At 44.8% G+C, this 22,011-nt stretch carries 18 protein-coding genes; 17 read left to right on the forward strand and 1 reads right to left on the reverse strand.

Going from position 1 to position 22,011, the window contains the following annotated elements:
• The first annotated feature begins 2 nt into the window (after positions 1 to 2).
• Both HRQ91_RS04395 and HRQ91_RS04400 read left to right on the forward strand, forming a co-directional pair.
• Positions 3 to 809, forward strand: a complete 807-nt coding sequence (locus HRQ91_RS04395) for a hemolysin family protein (protein ID WP_210120436.1) — start codon at positions 3 to 5, stop codon at positions 807 to 809.
• The gene (locus HRQ91_RS04400) at positions 793 to 3,126 is read left to right on the forward strand and encodes a tetratricopeptide repeat protein (protein WP_210120437.1); all 2,334 of its coding nucleotides are present in this window, start codon (positions 793 to 795) and stop codon (positions 3,124 to 3,126) included. Before HRQ91_RS04395 ends, HRQ91_RS04400 begins: the two co-directional genes overlap by 17 nt.
• Here HRQ91_RS04400 and HRQ91_RS04405 read toward each other — a convergent pair.
• On the reverse strand, positions 3,088 to 4,005 hold the full coding sequence (locus HRQ91_RS04405; protein ID WP_210120438.1) for a tetratricopeptide repeat protein: 918 nt from the start codon (positions 4,003 to 4,005) through the stop codon (positions 3,088 to 3,090). The genes HRQ91_RS04400 and HRQ91_RS04405 overlap by 39 nt on opposite strands.
• A gap of 168 nt (positions 4,006 to 4,173) precedes the next feature.
• On the opposite strand from HRQ91_RS04405, the gene HRQ91_RS04410 reads away from it, so the two are divergent.
• The 15 genes from HRQ91_RS04410 (at position 4,174) to HRQ91_RS04480 (ending at position 21,785) form a co-directional block, all read left to right on the forward strand.
• A complete protein-coding gene (locus HRQ91_RS04410; protein WP_210116753.1) occupies positions 4,174 to 4,446 on the forward strand; it encodes a CRISPR-associated protein Cas2 in 273 nt (90 codons plus the stop codon).
• 89 nt (positions 4,447 to 4,535) lie between these two features.
• Positions 4,536 to 5,673 (forward strand): peptide chain release factor 2 gene (gene prfB / locus HRQ91_RS04415; protein ID WP_210120439.1). Its coding sequence is split into 2 segments (ribosomal slippage): positions 4,536 to 4,604 and positions 4,606 to 5,673, totalling 1,137 coding nucleotides; the frame shifts between segments, so codons are not numbered across the junction.
• A gap of 6 nt (positions 5,674 to 5,679) precedes the next feature.
• Positions 5,680 to 7,332, forward strand: a complete 1,653-nt coding sequence (locus HRQ91_RS04420; protein WP_210120440.1) for a hypothetical protein — start codon at positions 5,680 to 5,682, stop codon at positions 7,330 to 7,332.
• A gap of 29 nt (positions 7,333 to 7,361) precedes the next feature.
• Complete coding sequence (gene ftsY, locus HRQ91_RS04425; RefSeq protein WP_210120441.1) at positions 7,362 to 8,237, forward strand: signal recognition particle-docking protein FtsY; 876 nt, start codon at positions 7,362 to 7,364, stop codon at positions 8,235 to 8,237.
• 3 nt (positions 8,238 to 8,240) lie between these two features.
• Complete coding sequence (locus HRQ91_RS04430; RefSeq protein ID WP_210120442.1) at positions 8,241 to 9,176, forward strand: hypothetical protein; 936 nt, start codon at positions 8,241 to 8,243, stop codon at positions 9,174 to 9,176.
• Complete coding sequence (locus HRQ91_RS04435; protein WP_210120443.1) at positions 9,163 to 10,491, forward strand: ABC transporter permease; 1,329 nt, start codon at positions 9,163 to 9,165, stop codon at positions 10,489 to 10,491. The genes HRQ91_RS04430 and HRQ91_RS04435 overlap by 14 nt, the downstream gene beginning before the upstream one ends.
• A complete protein-coding gene (locus tag HRQ91_RS04440) occupies positions 10,484 to 11,254 on the forward strand; it encodes an ABC transporter ATP-binding protein (RefSeq protein WP_210120444.1) in 771 nt (256 codons plus the stop codon). The genes HRQ91_RS04435 and HRQ91_RS04440 overlap by 8 nt, the downstream gene beginning before the upstream one ends.
• Before the next feature lie 155 nt (positions 11,255 to 11,409).
• Positions 11,410 to 12,735 carry an ABC transporter permease gene (locus HRQ91_RS04445; protein ID WP_210120445.1) on the forward strand — a complete coding sequence of 442 codons (1,326 nt, stop codon included), beginning with the start codon at positions 11,410 to 11,412 and terminating at the stop codon, positions 12,733 to 12,735.
• Positions 12,736 to 12,750: 15 nt separating this feature from the next.
• Entirely contained in the window at positions 12,751 to 13,299 is a 549-nt protein-coding gene (locus tag HRQ91_RS04450) for a UvrB/UvrC motif-containing protein (RefSeq protein ID WP_210120446.1), read from the forward strand.
• Positions 13,286 to 14,380 carry a hypothetical protein gene (locus tag HRQ91_RS04455; protein WP_210120447.1) on the forward strand — a complete coding sequence of 365 codons (1,095 nt, stop codon included), beginning with the start codon at positions 13,286 to 13,288 and terminating at the stop codon, positions 14,378 to 14,380. The genes HRQ91_RS04450 and HRQ91_RS04455 overlap by 14 nt, the downstream gene beginning before the upstream one ends.
• Positions 14,381 to 14,495: 115 nt before the next feature.
• Positions 14,496 to 17,084, forward strand: coding sequence for an ATP-dependent Clp protease ATP-binding subunit (locus tag HRQ91_RS04460; RefSeq protein WP_210120448.1), 2,589 nt, complete (start codon positions 14,496 to 14,498; stop codon positions 17,082 to 17,084).
• A 12-nt stretch (positions 17,085 to 17,096) separates the two neighbouring features.
• Positions 17,097 to 18,398, forward strand: coding sequence for a valine--pyruvate transaminase (locus HRQ91_RS04465; protein WP_210120449.1), 1,302 nt, complete (start codon positions 17,097 to 17,099; stop codon positions 18,396 to 18,398).
• 71 nt (positions 18,399 to 18,469) lie between these two features.
• Positions 18,470 to 19,072: a phosphoribosyltransferase gene (locus HRQ91_RS04470; RefSeq protein ID WP_210120450.1), complete on the forward strand. Its 603-nt coding sequence runs from the start codon at positions 18,470 to 18,472 to the stop codon at positions 19,070 to 19,072.
• A 2-nt stretch (positions 19,073 to 19,074) separates the two neighbouring features.
• Positions 19,075 to 21,195: a chitobiase/beta-hexosaminidase C-terminal domain-containing protein gene (locus tag HRQ91_RS04475; protein ID WP_210120451.1), complete on the forward strand. Its 2,121-nt coding sequence runs from the start codon at positions 19,075 to 19,077 to the stop codon at positions 21,193 to 21,195.
• Complete coding sequence (locus tag HRQ91_RS04480) at positions 21,195 to 21,785, forward strand: ribonuclease HII (RefSeq protein ID WP_210120452.1); 591 nt, start codon at positions 21,195 to 21,197, stop codon at positions 21,783 to 21,785. Before HRQ91_RS04475 ends, HRQ91_RS04480 begins: the two co-directional genes overlap by 1 nt.
• Positions 21,786 to 22,011: the final 226 nt, after the last annotated feature.

Here is a 22,011-nt window from a genome sequence, read left to right on the forward strand (position 1 = left end):
TTATGGGATTATTCGGTTTAGGAAAAAAACAAAAAGATGCGCAAAACGCGGATCTTTTAGGCGACGAGCAAAGACAAATCCTCAATGAAGAGAAACAGGACATGATCAAGGGCATCGAGGATATGCCCAATACCACTGTAAAGGAAGTTATGATTCCGCGGATCGATGTCGACTTTATTTCCATAGATATTCCGCAAGACGAACTTTTGGAAAAGATCCTTGCAAGCGGGCATTCTCGTTTTCCCGTTTACGACGAATCGATCGATAATGTCATCGGGGTTATGTATGTAAAAGATCTCATTTATGCCTTTGCGCGAAAAGAATCGATCGATTTAAAAAAGATTATCCGAAAAGCGTATTTTATTCCCGAGTCCAAGCACATAGACAGCCTTTTACGCGAATTTAAAAGGCGCCATCTGCACATAGCTATGGCGGTAGACGAATACGGCGGAATATCCGGCATCGTCACGATGGAAGATATAATAGAAGAAATCGTCGGAGACATCCAGGACGAATTTGATAATGAAAGAGAAGATATTATCTCTTTAAGCGGCGATATCTGGCTTTGCGACGCAAGGATCAGTCTTGACGACCTTAATGAAACTATAGGAGCGGAATTTCCGACCCAGGAATTTGACACGCTCGGAGGCTTTGTCTTCGACCTGTTCGGAAAAATTCCTGTCAAATTTGAAAAGACAAGCTGGAATAATTTTGATCTTATCGTTCAGGACATGGAAGGGCACCGCATAAATGTCATAAAAGTCATACGCCGCACGGGAGAAAAAATCGCAGATGAAAAAAGCGAATAATATGCGTTTGTTGTTTACTTTTGTTTTCTCTTTTGCCGTATCGCTTTTACCGGTAAAAGGACTCAATGCTCAGCCGGAACGGACTGCGGACGTTTTTTTGCCGACTGCTCCGGCTGCAAATGCTCCGCTTCTTGCCCAGGCTGATCGATCCGGTCGGACATCTCAATCGGCTTCGGATTTTTACAGGCTCGGGGTAAGCCGGCAGCAGTCCGGAAATTATTATTCCGCTATTGAAGCGTTTAAACAGGCGACCATGCTAAATCCCACTTACGGAGACGCTTGGCTTCATCTTTCTCAGTGCGCTTATTATCTTGATGAATTTGATCTTGCCTTGCAATACGCCGACACGGCCGCCAAATACGCAAAAAACGATTCGGAAATTCAAAACCTGCGCGGAATGACTTATATTTCCCTAGGGAATTTTGCACAGGCTCGTTCGATTTTTGAAAAGGTCTTATCCGCCTATCCCAACAATATCGAAGCCCGGTTCGGACTTGCGGAACTTGATTTGTTTTCAGGCAGGGTAGGCGATGCGGAAAACCTTTATAAGGATGCGCTGAAACGGCAAGGATCCAACAGAAAAGCTCTTTTAAGCCTTGCGCTTATTTCGGCCGAGCAGGGCAAGACCGAACTTACCAGAAATTATGTAAGTCAGGCGCTTCAATATCATTCGGGAAACGCGGAAGTGCATTTTCTTGCGGCGTATCTTGACGCTAAAGCCGGAAATTTTGAAAGCGCGGAATACAGAGTCCGCTCAAGCCTTCAGATCGACGGCAGCTATTACGCCGCGTACGAACTGCTGGCAAACATCTTGTTTATGCGGGGCAAATATATCGAAGCCATAGACGTCTGCGATTTTTGCATAGACCGCGACCGCACAAACGGTAAATTCTGGTATATCAAAGGTCTGTCGCTTTACAGACAAGGAAAAACTGCACAGGCTCTTTCCGTTTGGGAAAACGCTCTTTATGCGGATCCTCAGGATGAAATTCTCAGAGCCGCGTTTGAACTTCTTGCCAACGAAACTATTCCTCTTGAAGACAAGCGCCGCGCCGTTTGGGCCGAATACCACGTCGGAAAAGCGAAGGCATATGAAAAGAAATTTCAAGGAAACGCTATGCGCTTTGAGTATCAGAGAGCTTTAAAACTCTATCCGTACGATACAGAGGCGCGTACGTCCTACGCTAAACAGCTTGTCCGCGACGGATTATATGAATTGTATTTGGAGCAGCTTAAATTTATAAAAACCGGCAAAGAAAACGCCGGTGAAATTCCTACCTCCGAACTTACGGATACGATCGAAGCGTATGAATCGCTTTTGCAAAATACGCTCGCTGCAAAGTGGAATATAGATCCGCTCTATCTCGATAAAATCCGCTGGCATTTGGGGATTTGCTACGAGTCCCCTCCTGCGGAACTGCAGTATCCGGAATCGATAAGAATCGTTTCGGAATTGTTATGCGATATGTTCTCAGGAATTTCCGCCGCGTCTGTCGATGTAAAACCTATTCCCGTGTCCGGCTATGCGGACGCTTTCGGCAAAGCGCGGCGGTCGGGCTTGGATTATTTTTTAATTCTAAAACTTAACGAGACCGAACGGGAACTTTCAGCGGACGCGGTTATGTATTCGGCTTTAAGCGGAAATGAAATCAGATCTTTTTCCGTTTTCCGCACGGGTAACGACAGATATTCGATCAGCCTCAGATTTTTGCGCCGTAAAATTCTTGAAACGCTCCCCATAAAGGGCAGGGTTCTTGCGCGCGAAGGAGATACGCTTCTCATAGACTTAGGCAAGACTGAAGGAATCGTATCGGGCGCCGAATTCGACGTAGTAAAAAAAGGTGAAATACGCACTGCAAATTCAAGCGCGGGCTTAAGTTATAAGCCTGCTTCAGTCATAGGCAGCGCAACTGTTTTCGCGGCAGGTGAAGAAGTTTCCGAGGCCGCTTTTAAACAAAAAGGTTTTTTTGACAATTTGAATATCGGCGACGAAGTTGCGCTCATAAGAATGCCTCAAGCGGATCCGGGTGCCGAAAGCGGCGGAAATTCAGGCGCTGCGCCTGCTTCCGGGCAAGGCGGCGTTTCGTCCGGCTCCGGCGGCGGCGCTGCAAGAGGCTCTGCCAATAGAAATGGCGCTGTTGCCGCTTCCGAAACCGCCCCTGCCGCCGCCGCGGACGGCAGAGCCTCTTCGGCCGGAGACGCAAGCGACGCTTCCGAAGGAGAAAACGAACTTACATACGAATCTATGAATCTTGAAAGAAGGCCGGCTCTTATTGAGCTAATCCGCAATATTAGAAACACTGATCAGGTCAAGTGACGAATCGATCCATTTTCGCGTCAGATTCGGATATTCGTCTTGAATTTTAAGGAATGACATAACCGCATCTTTAAAATTTCCGGAAAAATACTGACACTGTCCCAGATAAAAATATGCGCGGTCTTCCGTATTTTTTTTGTGTTTTACGGATAAAAACTCAGTCAGCTTTATGATTCCTTCTTCGTATTTCCTTTTTGCGAAAGTTTTGTGCAGCGTGTCGAATAAAAGATAATCGTCGCCGCCTTCGGGTGAAACGAGGTCCTGCTCAAAAGCATAAGGGGCGAGCAAAGGTTTTTCAGTGATTTTTTCTGAAAGATTTTCGCCTGCTTCTACCATTTTGCTTTTTAAAGGGTATTCGTCGTTTTTGCCGTATCCCGACACGGCGATGACCGGAAGGGGGATTTCTCTCAGGACGCCTTCAGGATATGTTTTTTCCTGTGCGTGATTTTGAGATATTTTTGAGTTTTTTGAAAACGCCGCTTTTCGCCTTGTCCCGTTTACCGTTGCGTTTATGGACGGCAGTATTATACCGCCGCTTCCGTCCGGCGCTTTTACAATTACGGCGTAATAATATTCCTTGTAATCTGCTACCTTATCGGAATAAGATCTCTCCTTCTGGGGAATTTCGGCTATTTTCAGATTTTCGGACAGTTCGTATGCTGCGGAAAACGGTCTTAAGGCCCTGTATATTTCAAACGATGTATCGGACGAATTTCCCGTAAATTTCCAGCTTATTTTTATGGAATTTACGGATTCGGGAGCGGCAGTGATGTCGTATATTGTCGAACGCGTCGGCTGAGAGTAAATTTTTAGCGTTAAAAAAATAAAGATCGGAAAAAATGGATTAAAAAACGATAAAAGCCAAAGCTTTTTTTTCATATTATAATAATATATTTGAAACGGCCTAATTGCAAGATGTGCGCAAGACATAGCGCTGCCTATCGTTCCGTCTTTTTATACCGATACTATTTCATGTTTGTACAGGTTAGCGCGGTTGCCATTAGTCCATAATTTGACATTAATACCCATTTATTTTATTCTTATAGTATGTTTGTTTCCGTCGTTCTTGATCCGGGCAGCGCAGATTCCGCAAAAGCATTGGCTTCGGTCGTTAAGCAATACGGCTTTAAAAAAATTCAGAGAGCATGCTGGGAAAGCACCGTGTTGGACGAGACTCAGTTTATGCGTCTGAAACAGGATATCGACAGGGTGACGGATTATTACGATACTTTGCGTTTTTACCAATTCCCTTTAAACGGAATGTTCGCCGTTACGGAATTGAATAAAAAGAAATGGCGCAGATGCCTTATCAAAGCGTAAAATATGCGGGTTCCCCTTGTAAAATGCAAATCGGGTATCCGCGTGCAAAACCGCCGAAAAAAATACTGCAAAACCGTGAGGAATAATACATGCTTGAAGAATTGAAAACGCCGATTACGGAATTAAAAGAAGATATTATGAATGTTTGGGGGCGTCTTTGACCCCGCTTCCATCGAAAAAAAAATAGCGGAAAAAGAAGCTCAGACGACGGCTGAAAATTTTTGGGAAGATCAGCAAAAAGCTCAACATGTGATGAATGAGATAAAGCTTCTAAAAGGGCGCGTGGAACCGTGGAAAAAACTCGTGTCCGATATAAACGATATTGAAGCTCTCTATGAACTTGGAGAAGAAAGCAAAGACGAATCCGTTGAAGAAGAGCTTAAGCTTATGTTAAATACCGCAAAGGCGGAATTCGAACATCAGAGCATATTGAATTTGCTTTCGGGAGAAGTGGATAAGAGCAGCGCTTTTCTTACGATACATTCCGGCGCCGGCGGAACGGAGGCCGAAGACTGGGCCTATATGCTCAGCAGAATGTACATACGCTGGGCCGAGAGGCAGGGTTTTAAGATGGAAACCGTGGATATGCTTGAAGCGGAAGGCGGAATAAAATCGATCACCATTCAGATAAACGGAGATTACGTTTACGGCTATCTTAAGGGAGAAGCCGGAATACACAGGCTTGTCCGCATAAGTCCCTTTGACGCAAACGCCCGCCGCCACACTTCTTTTTCGTCGGTATTCGTATTTCCTGTTTTGGACGATTCCATAAATGTTGAAATAAAACCCGAAGATCTCAGGATCGATACTTACCGCGCCGGAGGAAAGGGCGGACAGCATGTCAACAAAACGGACTCCGCAGTTCGTTTTACTCACCTGCCTACGGGTATTGTGGTTGCCTGTCAGAGCGAACGCAGTCAGATAATGAATCGTCAGACTGCCATGAGTATTTTAAAATCAAAACTCTACGCATACTATAAAGAGCAAAAGGAAAAAGAGAATTCAAAATACGGCGCCGAAAAAAAAGACATTTCATGGGGTAACCAAATCCGTTCTTATGTGTTTCAACCGTATACGCTTGTAAAAGATCACCGTACGAAATATGAAACTGGAAACATTCAAGCTGTAATGGACGGCGATATAACCCAATTCATAGATTCGTTTCTGAACGCCCAGTGGAAGGGGTTGCCTATGGGTACGGGTGAAGACGACGATGATTTGAAATAAAAAAGTATGTGCCGGTCAAAAAAGCTGTTGATCCATTGTTTTCTGTGTTTTCTGTGTTTTTATGTCGAAAATACATTTTATGCCGAAAGTACCGACGGTCTTTCGGACTCAAGGAAAAAAGAAGAAAAAACTTGGACGCTGGCCGCAGTTCCTTTTAAATTTACAAACGAAATTATGACGGACGAAGCTTCCGCCGCCGTTGCCGAAAATATTCCGAAACTTATCCTTGAGCAGGTTTATGCCGGAGCGTCAAGAACTCCTTCCGCCCGTGAAATGTTAAGTCGCGACGCAGATTCTCTTCGCACGGAACGGCTTTCTTTGTTTCTTCAACTGTCAAAGGCCGAAAAGGATCGCGATGCCCTTATCTTGCGGGATTTAAGCGACTACAAGTTTAAAAAAGAGGTCGTTAAAAAAGAAAAAGAAATAGACGAACTTCACGTAAAGATTACCGAAAACCTTGTAAAATCGGATCGAATAAGTGAAAGATATTATTCCGACATGCTTAGTGAAGATTTCTTTTGGGCATTACCTGCCGGCCGGAGAGAATTTTTTACCGCGCCGTCTGAAAAAATAGAGCTATATGAAAACGACGCTTCCAAACTCTTTAGCGCGCCCAAAGAAGCTGTTCCAAACGATTTTACGGATTATAAATTTGAAAGCGCCGTTAATTCGGCGAACATAAGAGGGCTTATAAGCGGCACGATTTCTTCATACGGAGGCTACGCCGCAGTAACGGCGGAGCTGCACTTGTATCCCGGCGGAGTGTCCGGAGGAACGGTTACCGAAGTAGGGCTGCTTTCTTCCCCTCTGCAGATTGCAAGAAATCTTTCGCGCGCCCTTATGCCGTTCATAGCCAATAATCCTCCCGTGATCCTTAATATTTCGGTGGAACCTGAACAAGCGGCTTCCAAAGTTTCCGTAAGCCTTGACGGAATAGTTTTTCCGAAACTGCCTAAAAGCATTGTCGCGGAGCGGGGAATACATATGCTTTCTTTTGAGGCGGAAGGTTTTCGTAACGCAAGCGTAACTTATTCTTTTTCGGAGAAGAGCTCTTATAATATCAGCGTAAATATGGCGAGAGTGGATCCGAAAGTTGTTGAAATAGATCTTTTAAATCCCGTCGCAGGCGTTTTGTCGACGGAGGCGGTGAGAGAGCTTGTCGTTGAAAGCCCCGTCGCGCACGCCCGGATCGAAATTGACGACGGCGCGGTTATAGGACATTTTACCGGCGAAAACGGAATTTCATCTTTTTTTTATATTCCGGAAGATATTTTGCGTGAAGATCGGGAAAAAGACAAAAACATAACGGTTCCTGTCATAGATTACGATGTGAGCGCCAACATTGAAAAACGTCGGCGCAGAATGTATACTGCTTACAGCGCGTTTATTGTGTCGCTTCCTTTTACGTTTTACAATTACGGAACGTATATAAACAAATTAAACAGGCAGGACGTTATCGACGCTTACGAGATTGAAAGGTGGAGATCGCGATCTCTTGCATGCGTAGGCGTATCCGTTTCTCTCGGCGCCGTTTTCGGTTATCAACTTGTGCGCTATCTTTATTCGGCAAACGCGGTGTTGCCCAAGACGGCAAAGATAAAGAACGACGCAAAGACTGCGGATGCCCGAGATAAAAGAAACGGTACGGAACAAAAATAAAACCGATACGGAATTTTTAAGGAAATATCATGGCTAAAATATCATTTGCATCGAAAATAAAATCGCTTTTTTCATCTCATGACAAAAAAGACGATGTTTTTTTCGAAGATCTTACGGACGCCCTTATAGAAGGCGACGTAGGAGCGAAGACTTCGTTTGAGATAGTAGAAAAACTTGAACAAATCTGCCGCTCGGAAAATCTTTCGGATAAAAGCGCGATAATGCAAAAACTTGCAGAGCTTTTGTCATCCGATGTAAAATCCGCAGTGCTGAAGCCCGAAGAAGGGAAAACCAATATTTGGATGGTTTTAGGCGTGAACGGAGTGGGAAAGACCACTACTGCGGCAAAGATGGCTTCGTATTTTACCGAAAGCGGTTTTAATAATGTGATTCTTGCCGCCGCCGATACTTTCCGCGCCGCCGCAATAGAACAGCTTATCATGCACGGAAAAAAACTTAACGTGCGCGTGATACATCACCAAAGCGGCTCGGATCCGTCGGCCGTGGTTTTTGACGCCGCAGAATCCGTCAACGCTTCCGGCGGCGGCCTTGTGATCGCCGATACCGCCGGGCGGCTCCACAATAAAGAAAACCTCGTGCGCGAACTTCAAAAGATCGATAAAATTTCTTTTCAGAAGGCTTCACCCGGCTGTTATAAAAAACTGCTTGTAGTCGATGCGACAACCGGGCAGAATGCCTTGCGTCAGGCGGAAGTATTCAACGAAGCGGTAGGCTTGGATGCGATCATCCTTACAAAATACGATTCTACAGCAAAAGGAGGAATTGCCGTTTCTATATGTAAAGAGCTGGGAATTCCCGTTGCCTTTGTATGCACAGGAGAAAAGTACGATGACATTTCGCTTTTTGACGTGCAAAGTTACGTTTACGGTTTTATCGGAGAATGAACGGTGAAAACAAGTTCGGGGCGGCGTATATTTTTTTTGTACGCTATTTTTTCGTGCTTTTTATTCGGTTCTATAAAAGCGCATGCGGCGGAACCTGCCGCTGCAGAAACACGCGAGACAAAAGCACATTTTGACGCCGCGGGCAAACTTCGAAGCCTTTATGCGGGCGAATACGGTACCTTTTCCGTAGACGCCTTTAATCTTTCGGTCTTTTTAACCGATTCTTACGAAGACCTTACCGTCCGCCGTAAATACGATGAAAACATGCGCTTAGTATCGAAGGAACACTGGAATATCGTTTTTCCGGCGGAAAAATCTTCGGTTTTACTGGCTGAAACTTTTTTTTATGTCGCCGGCTCCGCCGTTCCGTTTAAATGTGTTATTGAAAATTTTGCCGAAAAAAAAATTACGGAAGTCATCTTTAACGAACGAGGCCTTAAAGCCGAACAGAATACGTATTTAAAAATATCCGGAAAGGCCGAAAGCGCAGACGATTCGGCGGCAGCCACCGGCTCGGCTATTTCAGCCGCCGACAACTCGGCGATGGCCGGCGGTTCGTCCGATATTTCGCGAGATCTAAAACCTGACGCCGCCGCGCAAAAACAAAACTTGATTTTATCGGAATCGCTTTTGTGGAAGTACGACGATGAAAACAGGATTCTCGAATATGAAAAACACGGGTACGCAGGCGGAAAAAAAAATTCGCAAAAAAGCGTGTATTCCTATGACGCGCCGGGAGGAGAGCCCGATTACGTGTTTTACGATAACGGCGTCATGAGATTTAAACGCATTTTTTCGGATATCGACGCATATACGGAGACTTCATATTTTGACGGCGGTTTTACCGTCGAAGCTCTGTACAAGCACGGAGTAAAAAAAGAAGAAAATTTTTTTTTGAACGGACGCCTACAAAACAGGATAGAATATGAAATTGAATAAATTTTTGTGGGTATATTTTGTTTCGCGCCGTTTTGCAAATGTAGATATGTCCGGAAGGTCCGCTCTCGCTTCTCGATTAGCTTCTCTCGGGATATGTTTCGGCGTCATGACCTTGATAGCCGTGTTAAGTGTTATGAACGGTTTTCAGATGAGTTTTATAGATGCAATAATGGAAGTAAGTTCATATCACGTGCGCATTGAAAACGTACGTTCCGATTTAACGGAAGAATTTGAGAATTATTGCGGAAATTTTTTAAAATCTTCCAAGCATAAAAGCGGATTCCGCGTTAAAACGCTTATTCCGTTTTATGAGTCGCAGAGCTTTATCGTAGGAAACGCCTCCGGCGGAGCGGCCGCTTTGATACGCGCCCTGCCTGAAAACGTTTTTGAGCTTGACGAAGGATTTGAACGCGAAGTAAACGTGATACGCGGCGAATTTGATCTTTCTTCTTCCGGCGATAAAGATTTAATAGTGCTGGGATCTTCTCTTGCTTCCAAACTCGGCGTACGGATCGGAAACACCGTGAACCTTCTTGCCCTTTCCGGCGGGAACGACGTGGAAATGCTTTCTTCCAAACGAATTTTTACCGTCGCCGGCATATTTCATACAGGTTACGCGGGAATAAATTCCGGCTACGCTTTTATAGGTCTTAATGCCGGCGAAAAATACTTCGGCTCGCAGCCGAAAAAAATCTACGGTATAAAACTTTTTGATCAATTTCAGTCGGAATCGTTCATAAACGAAATAAAAAGCCGTTTCCTACAGGTTAAGGCTGAAAGCTGGAAAAGCTACAACCGTTCTTTTTTCGGAGCCCTTCGCGTGGAAAAAAACATGCTCATGCTGTTCGTTTTTTTAATATTCGTCGTCGTATGCATAAACATTTTTAACAGTATGAAGCGGATGGTATATGAGCGGCGCAACGAAATTTCAATCTTATCGGCCTTAGGCGGTAAAAATAGGATGATACAGGCCGTATTTATCTTCCGCGGATTCCTTACAGGCGTGACTGGCGCCTTTTGCGGGCTGGCGCTCGGGCTTTTGCTCAGCGTTCAAACCGGTAGGATATTTAAGATTCTTTCTTTTTTTACCTACGGGATACAGTATTTTTTTACCATGCTTTTTTCTCCGGAAAACGCCGCATACTTACATGAAAATCCCATGTATCTTGTCTATGCGGGACTTCCCGCACGGATATTTATGCATGAAGTTCTCATCATAACGGTTTTCGGCATATTTTCGTCCCTCGCCGCATCATGGCTTGCAAGCATGGGAATTTTAAAATTAAAGGCTGCGGAGGTTCTGCGGGATGAGTGATACTATAAACTTCATTGATTTTGAAAAACAGACAGAGATAAAAAATCAAAATTTAAACCATATTATTAGGATTTCGGGATTGGAAAAGACGTATACCGGTACCGGTGAAAAACTTACGGTTTTAAAAAATCTTGACTGCAATATTCCGTACGGTGCAAAGGCCGTAATAACCGGAGAAAGCGGCTGCGGCAAAAGTACTTTCTTAAATATCTTATCGGGTATTGACAGCGTAACTGCGGGAATCGTAAACATAGGTCCTTATTGTATAACTTCTTTGGATGAAGATTCCCTTGCGGAATACCGTTCTTCATTTTTGGGAATGATATTTCAATTTCATTATCTGCTTAAGGATTTTACGGCTCTTGAAAATGTTTTTATGCCTGCATATATGGCGGGGCTTTCTAAAAAAGAAGCCGAAGAAAGGGCGAGGCGGCTTTTAAATGACGTAGGGCTTTCAAACCGTGAAACACATTTGCCGTCGGAACTTTCAGGGGGAGAAAGACAGAGAGTCGCCGTCGCCCGTGCGCTTGTAAACGATCCTGAGCTTTTGCTTGCCGACGAGCCTACGGGAAACCTTGATCCCGCCAACGCCGCTGTGATCGGTGAACTGCTTTTTTCAATGACGGAACAATATAAAAAGACCTTGGTTCTTGTCACTCACGATCTTAATTTGGCTTCGATGGGTAACATTCATTATACTATAAAAGACGGAACCTTGGTAAGGCTGACAGGGAGCGGCGGGCAAGAGATTCGATCAGAATAGGAAGTGTTTAACTTCGACCGCTGAGATATCGCGGTCTCGTAAACTTCGAGTTTCCTTTCAGGAAACTCGCTATTGAACTGTGCGCAAAGAGCGCACGAAAACGGCACTCTCGGAAATCGAAATTTCCTCGCATGCCGTTTTTTATAGGATCATATATGACTTTGAATTCTTCTTTACTTTTTGCGCGCCGCCTGATATTTCCGCGCATAGAAAAAAAATCTTCCGCTCACAGAAGTTTGCTCGGCGCCTTGTTGTGCATAAGCATAAGCCTTGTTCCTTTGATCGTAGTCTTAAGCGTCGCCGAAGGGATGATCGAAGGGATAACTCAGCGTATCATAGGGCTTTCGTCTTCGCATTTGCAGGCGGATTTTTTAGCACCCGGAAAAAACGGCCTGTCTTTGGAATATTTGGACAGTGCGGCAAAAAAACTTTTGTCAATAAACGGCATAGTTTCTTCTTACCCTGAAATTGAAGGAGCCGCCCTTGCGTTATCTTCTGCAGGAAGAACGGGGGCTGCGGTTCGCGCCGTTCCGAGCGATATTTTTCAAAAAAATCGCTCGTACATGTCCTTGTTTTCGGTTGCGGAAGGAAGGGCGGAGCTTACTCTTTCGCAAAATTCGGCGGTTATAGGAAAAAAAATAGCGTCGGATCTCGGACTTTCGGAGGGAAGTTCGTTTAGGCTCGTAACCTCAAAATTTATTGCAGGAAGACTTGTTCCGCGCGTAACGGTTTTTACCGTGGCGGGCATAGTTTCATGCGGATATCAGGAACTCGATTCTCTTTGGGTTTTTATTCCGATTGAAAAAGGACTGTCCGTCCTTGATCCGGAATCTTCGGATGTAAGCATAAAACTTGAAACGGAGGACGCTTTTTCTTCCGACTTGGTTCGCCTCTCCTATGAAGTTCAAAGAGCTGCGGGTAAAAATATCCGCGTTTACCGCTGGGATGAACTTAATGTTTCCGAATATGAAAATTTCGCTTCTACGAAGGCGCTGCTCTTTTTTATAATGCTTTTAATCGTCCTTGTAGCTTCGGTAAATATATTTTCCGCCCTAATCATGCTCTCTATGGAACGCCGTCGTGAAATCGCGGTTTTAAAAAGTTTCGGCGCGACGAAGCGGGGCATAACGCTTTCATTTTTGATAACGGGAACGGTTACAGGACTTGGCGGACTTTTGATCGGACTTCCCGCAGGGATTTTGTGTGCCGTAAATATAAATAAAATTTTATTATTTATTGAAAAAATACTAAACTTCGGCGCAAAATTTGTGTATCTTTTAATGAAGGGAGGCGGGAACGACTTTACAAAATTGGAATTGCTGGATCCCGCCTATTATCTTCAGACAATACCCATAAGGATTCCGCTTTTTGAATTGTCGGTTGTAGCGATAGGAACCTTGCTTTTGTCTCTGGCTGCGTCGGTGCTCCCCGCCGTGCGCGCCGGAAGTGAAAAGCCAATTGAGACTTTTAGAAAAACTTAGCGCAAGGAGCGGTTTATGGTGTGTGACTTTTGCCGTAAAAATGAAGCCGTTTTATTTATAGAGCAATTAAGCGTCGCCGGTAAAAAAAAGATAAATTTGTGCATGGAATGCGCCGTAAAATACGGAATATCCCCCGATCCTAAATCCATCGAAAGCTCGATAGGTTCTTTGTTTTCGGATTTTGCCCAAAAAACAAGAACTTCTTATGAAGAAAAATCCCGCCTTTGCCCGGTATGCGGACAGAGTCTTTCCGGCATAAAACGCACGGGTTATACAGGATGCCCGGAATGCTATTCGGTTTTTTCTTCTGAAATAAAAGAAATGCTCAAAGCGAAAAATATTTTGGGGCCGTATACAGGATCTATGCCTGCAAGACTTACTTCTTTTCGCTCCCGTATTACCGACCGCATGGACATTCAGGCAAAACTTAACGCTTCGTTAAAAAGCGAAAACTATGAAAAAGCCGCCATGTATCGCGATTATCTAAAGGCGTTGGAGAGATCTTCGGTTTCAGACGGCTCGGGCGAACTTTTTCCTGAGGAAGATGGAAATGAAAAAAAATAACATTGACTCGTCGTCCGCAGGTTCCTGGTATTCTAAAGACGGAAAAGACAACGATGTGGTGCTTTCGACAAGGGTGCGCTTGGCGCGGAACCTTGCGAATTTTCCTTTTCCTTCGCATTTTCGCGGCGACGACGCTTCTCGTGTGCAAACGCTTGTGTTCGATTCGTTTTCAAAGGTTGAAGATCCCGATTCGTATCAAACCGTCGCCTTAAAAAGCATAGATGACAGCGGAATTAAAATTCTTACGGAACGGGGACTTATCGACGATCAGCCCGGCAGCGGTATTGTAATGGGAGCTGAAGACGATCTTTTTTGTCTTGTAAACAGCAAGGATCATCTTCGCATCGCGTCTTTTGTAACCGGTTTCGACTGTAAGGCTTGTTATGAAATTTGCAGATCTCTTGACGATCAGCTTCAAAAATCACTGCAATTTGCAGCTTCCTACGAATTCGGTTTTTTAACTTCGTCGGTGAGCGACGTAGGCAGCGGAATGAAAATATCCGTGCGGCTTCATCTTCCGTCGCTGTCCTATGTCGGAAAAATTCCTGAAATTTCATCTTCCCTTCAAAAAAACGGCTGTGTTTTCAGCGCTTGCTTCGGTTCGTCTTCATCCTTTTCATCGGCTTTGGGCGCTTATTATGAGGTTTCCACGTCTTCATCTTTTACCGGCAATGAATTCGATCAGATATTTTCACTGGCTTCTTCAATAGTCAACCTCGTTGAAACAGAACGAAAGTTTACAAGGGAATATGCCGAAAATATACCGACGGCCGTGCGCGATATTATTTCCCGCTCTTATGCTACAGTCAAATTTTCACGGCTTATAACAAACCGCGAAGCCGTAGAGATCATATCCAATATAAAGTGGGCCGTAAATTTAAAGCTTTTAACGGGAATTGAAAACAGAGAACTGTGCGCGCTTTTGTATCGTACAAGGGACGGGCACGTTCAGTTCGTTCTCAAAAACGGAAATTTTAAGTTTGAAAAAGACATCGAAAGCGATATTAAGTTAAAGACGGACCGTTTAAGGGCTATTATCTTACAGGGATCGTTTGAAAACATACTCTTTGCGGACTCCTGAGCAAGGGTATTGACCTGTCGCAACTGCAATCGCGACGGTCAGCGCGCAGTTTTGACTTGCCGGCCGTATTGAGTGTATAATTTGTTCAAGCTGTCACATAACAGGATGGAATTTTATGAAACAATTTTCTCCAAGAGCTCACCGTCTTATAGCTTCTCTTGCGCAAGACGAAGGGCGAAAGAGCGGAAGCGATTACCTTTATCCCGAACATGTGCTTTTGGCGCTGCTTAAAAGCGGTGACGGTTTGGGATTTATTCTTTTACAGACGCTTCACATAAATATTTTAACATATCAGCTTACCCTTGAGCAAAGTCTAACCGTGCGCACTCCTGTCAATTCTTTCGGCGATCTTCCCCTGTCGCGCAGGTTCAATAATATGCTCGACGTCGCTTCGGCCGAATCGGGTTCTCTTCGTAATGAGTATATAGGCACGGAACACATTGTCATCGCCGCTATCCGTGAGGATCTCAGCATTACGTCCCATTTTTTTCAAAAGGCGGGCGTAAATCTGGATGACGTTATAAATACTCTTCGCGACATTCAAGCCAGAATTCCCTCTTCGGGTTCTCCGAAGTCTGCAAAAAGTCTTGCCGCTTCAGTTTTTCAGAGTCTTATGGGAGAAGGAAACGCCAAACGGCCTGAAGTGATTTCTTCTTCTCCGCCGCCGCAGGGCAGATCTCAGTCTGCACAAAACGCTCAAAAATCGTTTTTGGCCGAATTCAGCCGCGATCTTACCGCAAACGCCGTAGAAGGAAAAACCGATCCTGTCGTAGGCCGCGACATTGAAATTCTCCGCGTCATACAGATTCTTTCGCGCCGTACGAAAAATAATCCCGTTTTGATCGGAGAGCCGGGCGTAGGTAAAACCGCGATCATAGAAGGTCTTGCGCAGCGTATTGCGGAAGGGAGCGTCCCCAAGAACCTTTTAAAAAAACGGATATTGTCGCTGGATCTTGCTGCGATGATCGCCGGAACAAAGTACAGGGGCGAATTTGAAGAGCGCATGAAGCGCATGATGAAAGAAATAAACGATTCTAAAAACATCATACTTTTTGTGGACGAACTTCATACTATAATCGGGGCGGGCGGGCCGGAAGGCACGCTGGACGCTTCCAATATGATAAAACCTGCCTTGAGCCGCGGAGAACTTCAGATAATCGGAGCGACAACTATAAAAGAATATCGCAAATATGTTGAAAAAGATTCCGCTCTTGAAAGAAGATTTCAGATCGTAAGAATCGAAGAGCCGTCCGACACCGATACGGCAAAAATTCTTGAAGGAATACGTAAAAAATATGAAGATTTTCACGGCGTAGTTTACGACGAAGGCGTGATTCCCGCCATTGTAAAATTCGCCCACCGTTATATACCTGAAAGGTTTTTGCCCGACAAGGCCATTGATATTTTGGACGAAGCCGGCGCGGCAAAAAAAATTCAGGAAGACGACAGGCCTTCCGAACTTGTGGAGCTTGAAAAAAATATAGAAGAGTTGGGCGAAGAAAAAAGACGCCTCGTAAGGGAACAGGATTATGAAAAGGCTGCCCTCATTCGCGACAAGGTAAAGGCTCTTAAAGAAAGACTGGAAATTTTCAGCCGTTACTGGCGGGAAAACGGACAAACTTTAAAACACATAACCGAACAGGATGTGTGTAAAATAATAAGCAATATGACCGGTATTCCCGCCGCTCAATTGGATAACAGCGAAGCCAGGCGTCTTTTGACTATGGAAAAAGAAATTCACAAGGAAGTGATAGGTCAAGACGAAGCCATCAATCTTATTTCGAGCGCGGTCCGAAGAAACCGTGCGGGCGTGTCTTCCGTAAAGCGTCCCATAGGCTCGTTTATATTTTTAGGGCCTACGGGCGTAGGAAAAACACAGCTAGCAAAGACGCTTGCGAAATTTCTGTTCGGAACCGACGATTCTCTCATACGGATTGATATGTCCGACTACATGGAAAAACATAACGCCAGTCGTCTTGTGGGCGCGCCTCCGGGTTACATCGGATATGACGAAGGCGGAATTTTAACCGAACAGGTTCGCCGCCGGCCTTACTCGGTTATTTTGCTTGATGAAATCGAAAAAGCTCATCCGGACATTTTCAATCTTTTGCTTCAACTTCTGGAAGAAGGGGAGTTAAGCGATAATCTGGGCCATACGGTGAATTTCAGGAACACCGTTATCATAATGACAAGCAACGCAGGCGCGCGCGAAATTACGGGAGAAAGCCATGTAGGTTTTTCCGCAAGCAAAGAAAAATTTATGCCGTATAATGAAATTCGCGCGGGAGCAATCGCCGAATTGAAAAAAATCATGAGTCCCGAACTTTTAAACCGCATAGACGACGTTGTGGTTTTTAACGCTTTAAATCGAGAACAGGTTTCATCGATACTGAACATACAGCTTTTGGAACTTGAAGAGCGCCTTGAAGAAAAAGGATTTTCGTTAGCTCTCAGCTCAAAGGCCAGATCTTATCTTGTAGACAACGGCTATGATCCTTCTATGGGGGCTCGTCCTATGCGCCGTCTCATACAAAGAGAAATAGAAGACGCTCTTTCGATAATCATCCTTTCAGGCGAAGGCGAAACGGGTGATACTGTCTTTGTGGATAAAGGCAAGAATTCCTTGACGGTAAAATTCCGCAAAAAAAGAAAGGCGAATCATCCGGCAACGGCCGAAAAACCCCTTATTGAAGCCGCACGGTGATAAGGATTTACGATGCAAAGGTTAAATTTTTCAGATTTCGGTAAAAAGTTGACCGAAAATTCGGGCATATTGCAGCTTATGGACGATCTTGGACAACCCTTACCCCCGGGGCATTCCTTTCAGCTGGGCGGAGGAAATCCGGCCCGCATCCCCGAACTTGACGAAATGTATCAGAGCGAAATGGCAAAGATAATGGCTGCGGACGATTCGTTCGGTCAATTGATCGGACGTTACGACGCTCCCGGCGGGAGAGTTTCTTTTTTAGACGATATAGCCAGTTGTCTTTCCGGAAAATACGGCTGGAATATCACTTCGGAAAATATCGCCGTAACGAACGGCAGTCAAACCGCAATGTTTTATCTTTTTAATCTGTTCGGCGGCACAAGCACTGAAAACGGCGTTGCCGAAAAAAAGACCGTAGTGTTTCCCCTTGTTCCCGAATATATAGGTTACGCCGATCAGGGAATAGAAAAAGATATGTTCGTCGGGATTCCGGCTTTATTTGAAATTTTCGACGACCATACTTTTAAATATTCAGTTGATTTTCTCGTACTTGAAAAATATCTTGCAGAACACGACAACGTCGGCGCCCTATGCGTAACCCGCCCTACAAACCCTACGGGAAACGTCCTAACCGACGATGAAATTCTTCATCTTTCAAAACTTGCCGTGCGCTACGACATTCCTTTGATAATAGACAACGCCTACGGGCTTCCGTGGCCCGACATTATTTTTACGGACAGCGCCGGCCCGTTTTTTTCGGAAAATGTCATCTTGTCCATGAGCATGTCAAAAATAGGACTGCCGTCGATGAGAACCGGAATTATCATCGCGCAAAAAGAGATCGCAAAGGCCGTATCAAACATCAACGCCATCATCTCTTTGACAACCGCAAGCGCGGGACAGGCAATCGCTTCAAGCCTCATAAGAAGCGGAAAACTTCTTGACTGCGCAAAAAACATAGTCCGCCCGTTTTATGAAAAGAGATCCAAAGACGCTCAAACGTGGATCCATAAGTATTTTGCAGGAACGAATTATGCCGTTCACAAAAGTGAAGGATCGATATTTTTGTGGCTATTGCTCTTCGATCTTAAAATTCCTACAAAGGAATTATACTGTCAACTTAAAAAATGCGGAGTTATAGTCGTTCCCGGCGAATATTTTTTCTTCGGCGATGCGAGTGACGGTTCCTTTCCGCCGGTAAAAGATCATCCTCACTATGACAAGTGTCTCAGACTTAACTATTCGCGCCCTGCAGAAGAAACGGAAGAAGGAATAAGAATAATTTCCGAAGTATACAGAAAATACTGCTGAAGCGGAAAACGAATGTGCCTGCTTGCCTGCTGATGCCGTAATAGGGTAAAATTGCGATAATGAGGTTCAGTATGAATAAGGAATTTCTGCCGTATAATGTTGTACGTAATAATGCTCTTAAAATTGCGCACCGTATATATCACGAAGGGTTTATTCCCGATGTAATATACAGTTCGCTTCGCGGCGGAGCGTACATGGCAAACGTGATCAGCGAATATTTTAAAATCGTCCGAAAGGATTTTCATCCCGTATTGTATTCAGCCGTGGTGGCGCGCTCTTATTCCGACATTCGTCAAAACGACAAGGTTATGATCGACGGTTGGACGTACGAGCCCAATTATCTTAGGCACGGCGACAAAATCATGCTTGTGGACGATATTTTTGACACGGGCAGAACGATAAACGCCCTTGTGGAAATTCTATTGCAAAAGGGTATTCCGCGCTGCGATATAAAAGTTGTGGTTCACGATTATAAACATTTTACTTATAAAGAAAAGCAGCCTATTCAGCCGGACTATTGGTGCAGACGCTTCGATATCCAAAAACCTGAACAAGATCTTTGGATTCACTATTTAAGCCATGAGCTTGTAGGATTGTCAAAGGAAGAGCTTGAAGAGTATTATTATAAAGACGATCCGGATCTCCGTAATATTCTTGAACCTATTCTAGGGTGAGTATGAAACTAAAAAGAATTACAGTTCTTTTTTCTCTTTTTTTATTTTGCTTTGCGGCCTTTGCCGAATTTTCAATAGTAAACCCCGTGCCCGGTACGTGGGCGAACAAACAGACGCTTTTGCTTGTTTTGCCGGAAGGTGAAATCGCATATTATTCCGTAAACGGATCGGATCCTCTTGTTTCAGGTTTTGCCTATGACGATCCTGTTGTTATCGACGTTGCCGGCGACGTTGAAATCCGTATCGTTTCCATAGATGAAAACGGAAGGCGCACTCAAAAGAGCGTTTCATATACCGTTACGGAACACAGCCGTGAAGAAGAAGATGCCAAGTCTTTTTTTTACACGTTTTTGAACTCTCCGGTTTACGAATACGTTCCCGGTTCTAAGATCGCGATTCCCTCGTCTTTTAATTATGCAATAGGAGAAGAAGACGGCGAAGGTGCTGTGATTTATCTGCCTGCAAAAACACTTTCCCTTTCTTCCGATTGTTCCGTGTCGCGTTACGTTCCTTTGACGCTTACCGACGGAAATTCGTTTTGGCGCGGCATAATACATGTGTCCTCTGCATACGGTATAATCAATGAGCGCAGCGTTCCTTTTTCCGTTGAAAACTGGACGACGATTTCTTTTAACGACAAAACGCTTATCTACAGCATTGACGACGGGTGGTGGCGCCCTGCGGGAGATCCTGTTGAAATAGACCGCTATGAAAGCCATACCATACGGTGGCAGTCGGCGGCTTTTGAGTCGGGAAATCCGATTTATTCTTTTGAACTTCCGCCGAGAGCGGTTCTTGTTGAAGATCGGCGCGCGGACGGTTCCGTAGTTTATTCGGCAACTCAAAGCGGCATATATAAAATTTCAGTTTCCAGCCGAAATAAAGACAATCTCGGAGTAAAAAATACGCTTTCACCGGGACTTTTTTCCGAGATGTGCATAGACGTTTTTGAAGGAGATTCTGTTTCGGAAAAACTCACTTTTTCCTTATATGCGGATAACGTTTATCAGGGCGACTTGTCCGTTCGGTATAGAATAGACCGCCGTCCGCCTGCGCCGCCCGTGCTTATCCCGTCCGTTTCCGGTTTTTGGATCCGCGCGCCTCTCGATATAAACATCGTGAGCGAAAAAAAATCGCGCATTTATTGCGCAGTAAGTTCTCCTTTAGAACTTGAAAGCGATTTTTCAGCTCCGGTTCCTTCGAAGGATTTTTTTGATTCCGTCGCTCTTGAAAAATACACGGAATTTAAAGGAAATATTTTGCGGATCGCCGCGAATCCCGAACGGCCCGTGTATAATAAAATTTCCGTTTACGCTCAGGATGCGGCCGGAAACAAGAGCATTCCTTCGGAGTACAGCGCAGTTATAGACGTATGTAATTATTATTTCGATTCAGGTTCGAATCCGACTCTCGCGGACGGAACCAAAGAACGTCCCTTTACTTCTTTTGAACAGTTTGAATTTACACGATTTTTACCGCGTTTTATAAATCTTCATGTCCGCGGAAAGCTTGTAATGCCGCCCAAACGTATCGTTTTACCGGCCAACTGCAAAATTTCAGGCTCTGACGGAGCTTGTTTGGTGTTCGCGCCTGAAACATCCTTTGACCTCCGCGTTTCAAGCCTTGAAATTGAAAACTGCGCCATAACCAAAACTTCTACCGACCGTAAAGAAGCTAAATCGCTGTTCTCGCTTGAAAACGCAATTTTGTCTTTAGATAACTGTGAAATTGTGGCGCTTTTTGAAGACTCCGGTTCCGTCATCCAGTCGGCGTCGTCGATTGTGCTTTTTAAAAACACTGACCTTGTAAGTCAGGCAAGATCATATTCGTCATTAATTTCCGCGTCGGATACCCGCATAAGCGTTTTTAATTGCCGCGTTTCCGCTGTAGCTAAAACCGCAGTTGCCTTTTCATTGCACGGCGGACATTTTGAACTTCGCTCGTCATCTTGTAAAACCGTAGGCTCTATGGGGCGCATAGCCGAATTGTTCGGCTGCGGCTGCCGCATGACGGATAATTCCTTTGTCGGGGAAATTTCTTTGTCGCGCGCGTCTCAAGCCGTATGGACTGATCCTTCCGTCAAGATCTTCGAAAACTCAAACAATAAAACACAGGGTTTTTAATGACGCAGATTATGTGCGGACTTGACGAAGCGGGCAGGGGACCCATCGCCGGCCCCGTGTGTGCAGGAGCCGTCATATTGTCGCCTGATTTTCCCGTTCAAACGCTGGACGATTCAAAAAAACTCTCCGAAAAAAAGCGTTTTGAGGCTGAAAAACTCATAAAAGAAAAATGCGTATGGGGCTTGGGAATTGTAGATCATGAGACCATCGATAAAATAAATATTTTACAGGCGAGTCTTTACGCTATGAGCCTTGCTTTTGAAATGCTTTTGATCCGGCTTCCTGTTTGGAGTGAAGTTTCCGGCTGTAAAATTGCGCAGGAAGATATTTTTGCTCTTGCAGACGGAACATTTTGTCCCAAGATTTCATGCCCGTGCCGCGCCGAAGCCAAGGCTGACGGAAAATATCCTGCCGTCATGGCGGCGAGCATAATTGCTAAAACTGCAAGAGACCGTCTGATGATAGAATACGATAAACAGTTTCCGAAGTACATGTATTCGAAGCACAAGGGGTATCCCACTTTGGAACATCGAAAAATATGCCGCGAACTGGGCCCGTCGCCCATCCAGCGGCTCACGTTCAAGTATTAATATTAAGGGGGCTGCCCAAAAACTTCAGTTTTGGGGCAGCCCCCTTCCGTCGCTTTCGTTGTTCAATTAAATGGCGCGTTTTGAAAGCTAATAAAACTGTACGGAGGCGAGGTTCCGGCAGCGTGCCGCTTCGAGCGTTACGCTCACAGAATTATACCCTAAAAGCTCGACCGCGGCTAAGCGGACGGGTTCTCGCCGGAAGTGTATTTTTTATTATGTCTTAGTT

Origin of the sequence: Treponema parvum (assembly GCF_017893965.1) — a bacterium.
Classification (GTDB): Bacteria; Spirochaetota; Spirochaetia; order Treponematales; family Treponemataceae; genus Treponema_D; species Treponema_D parvum.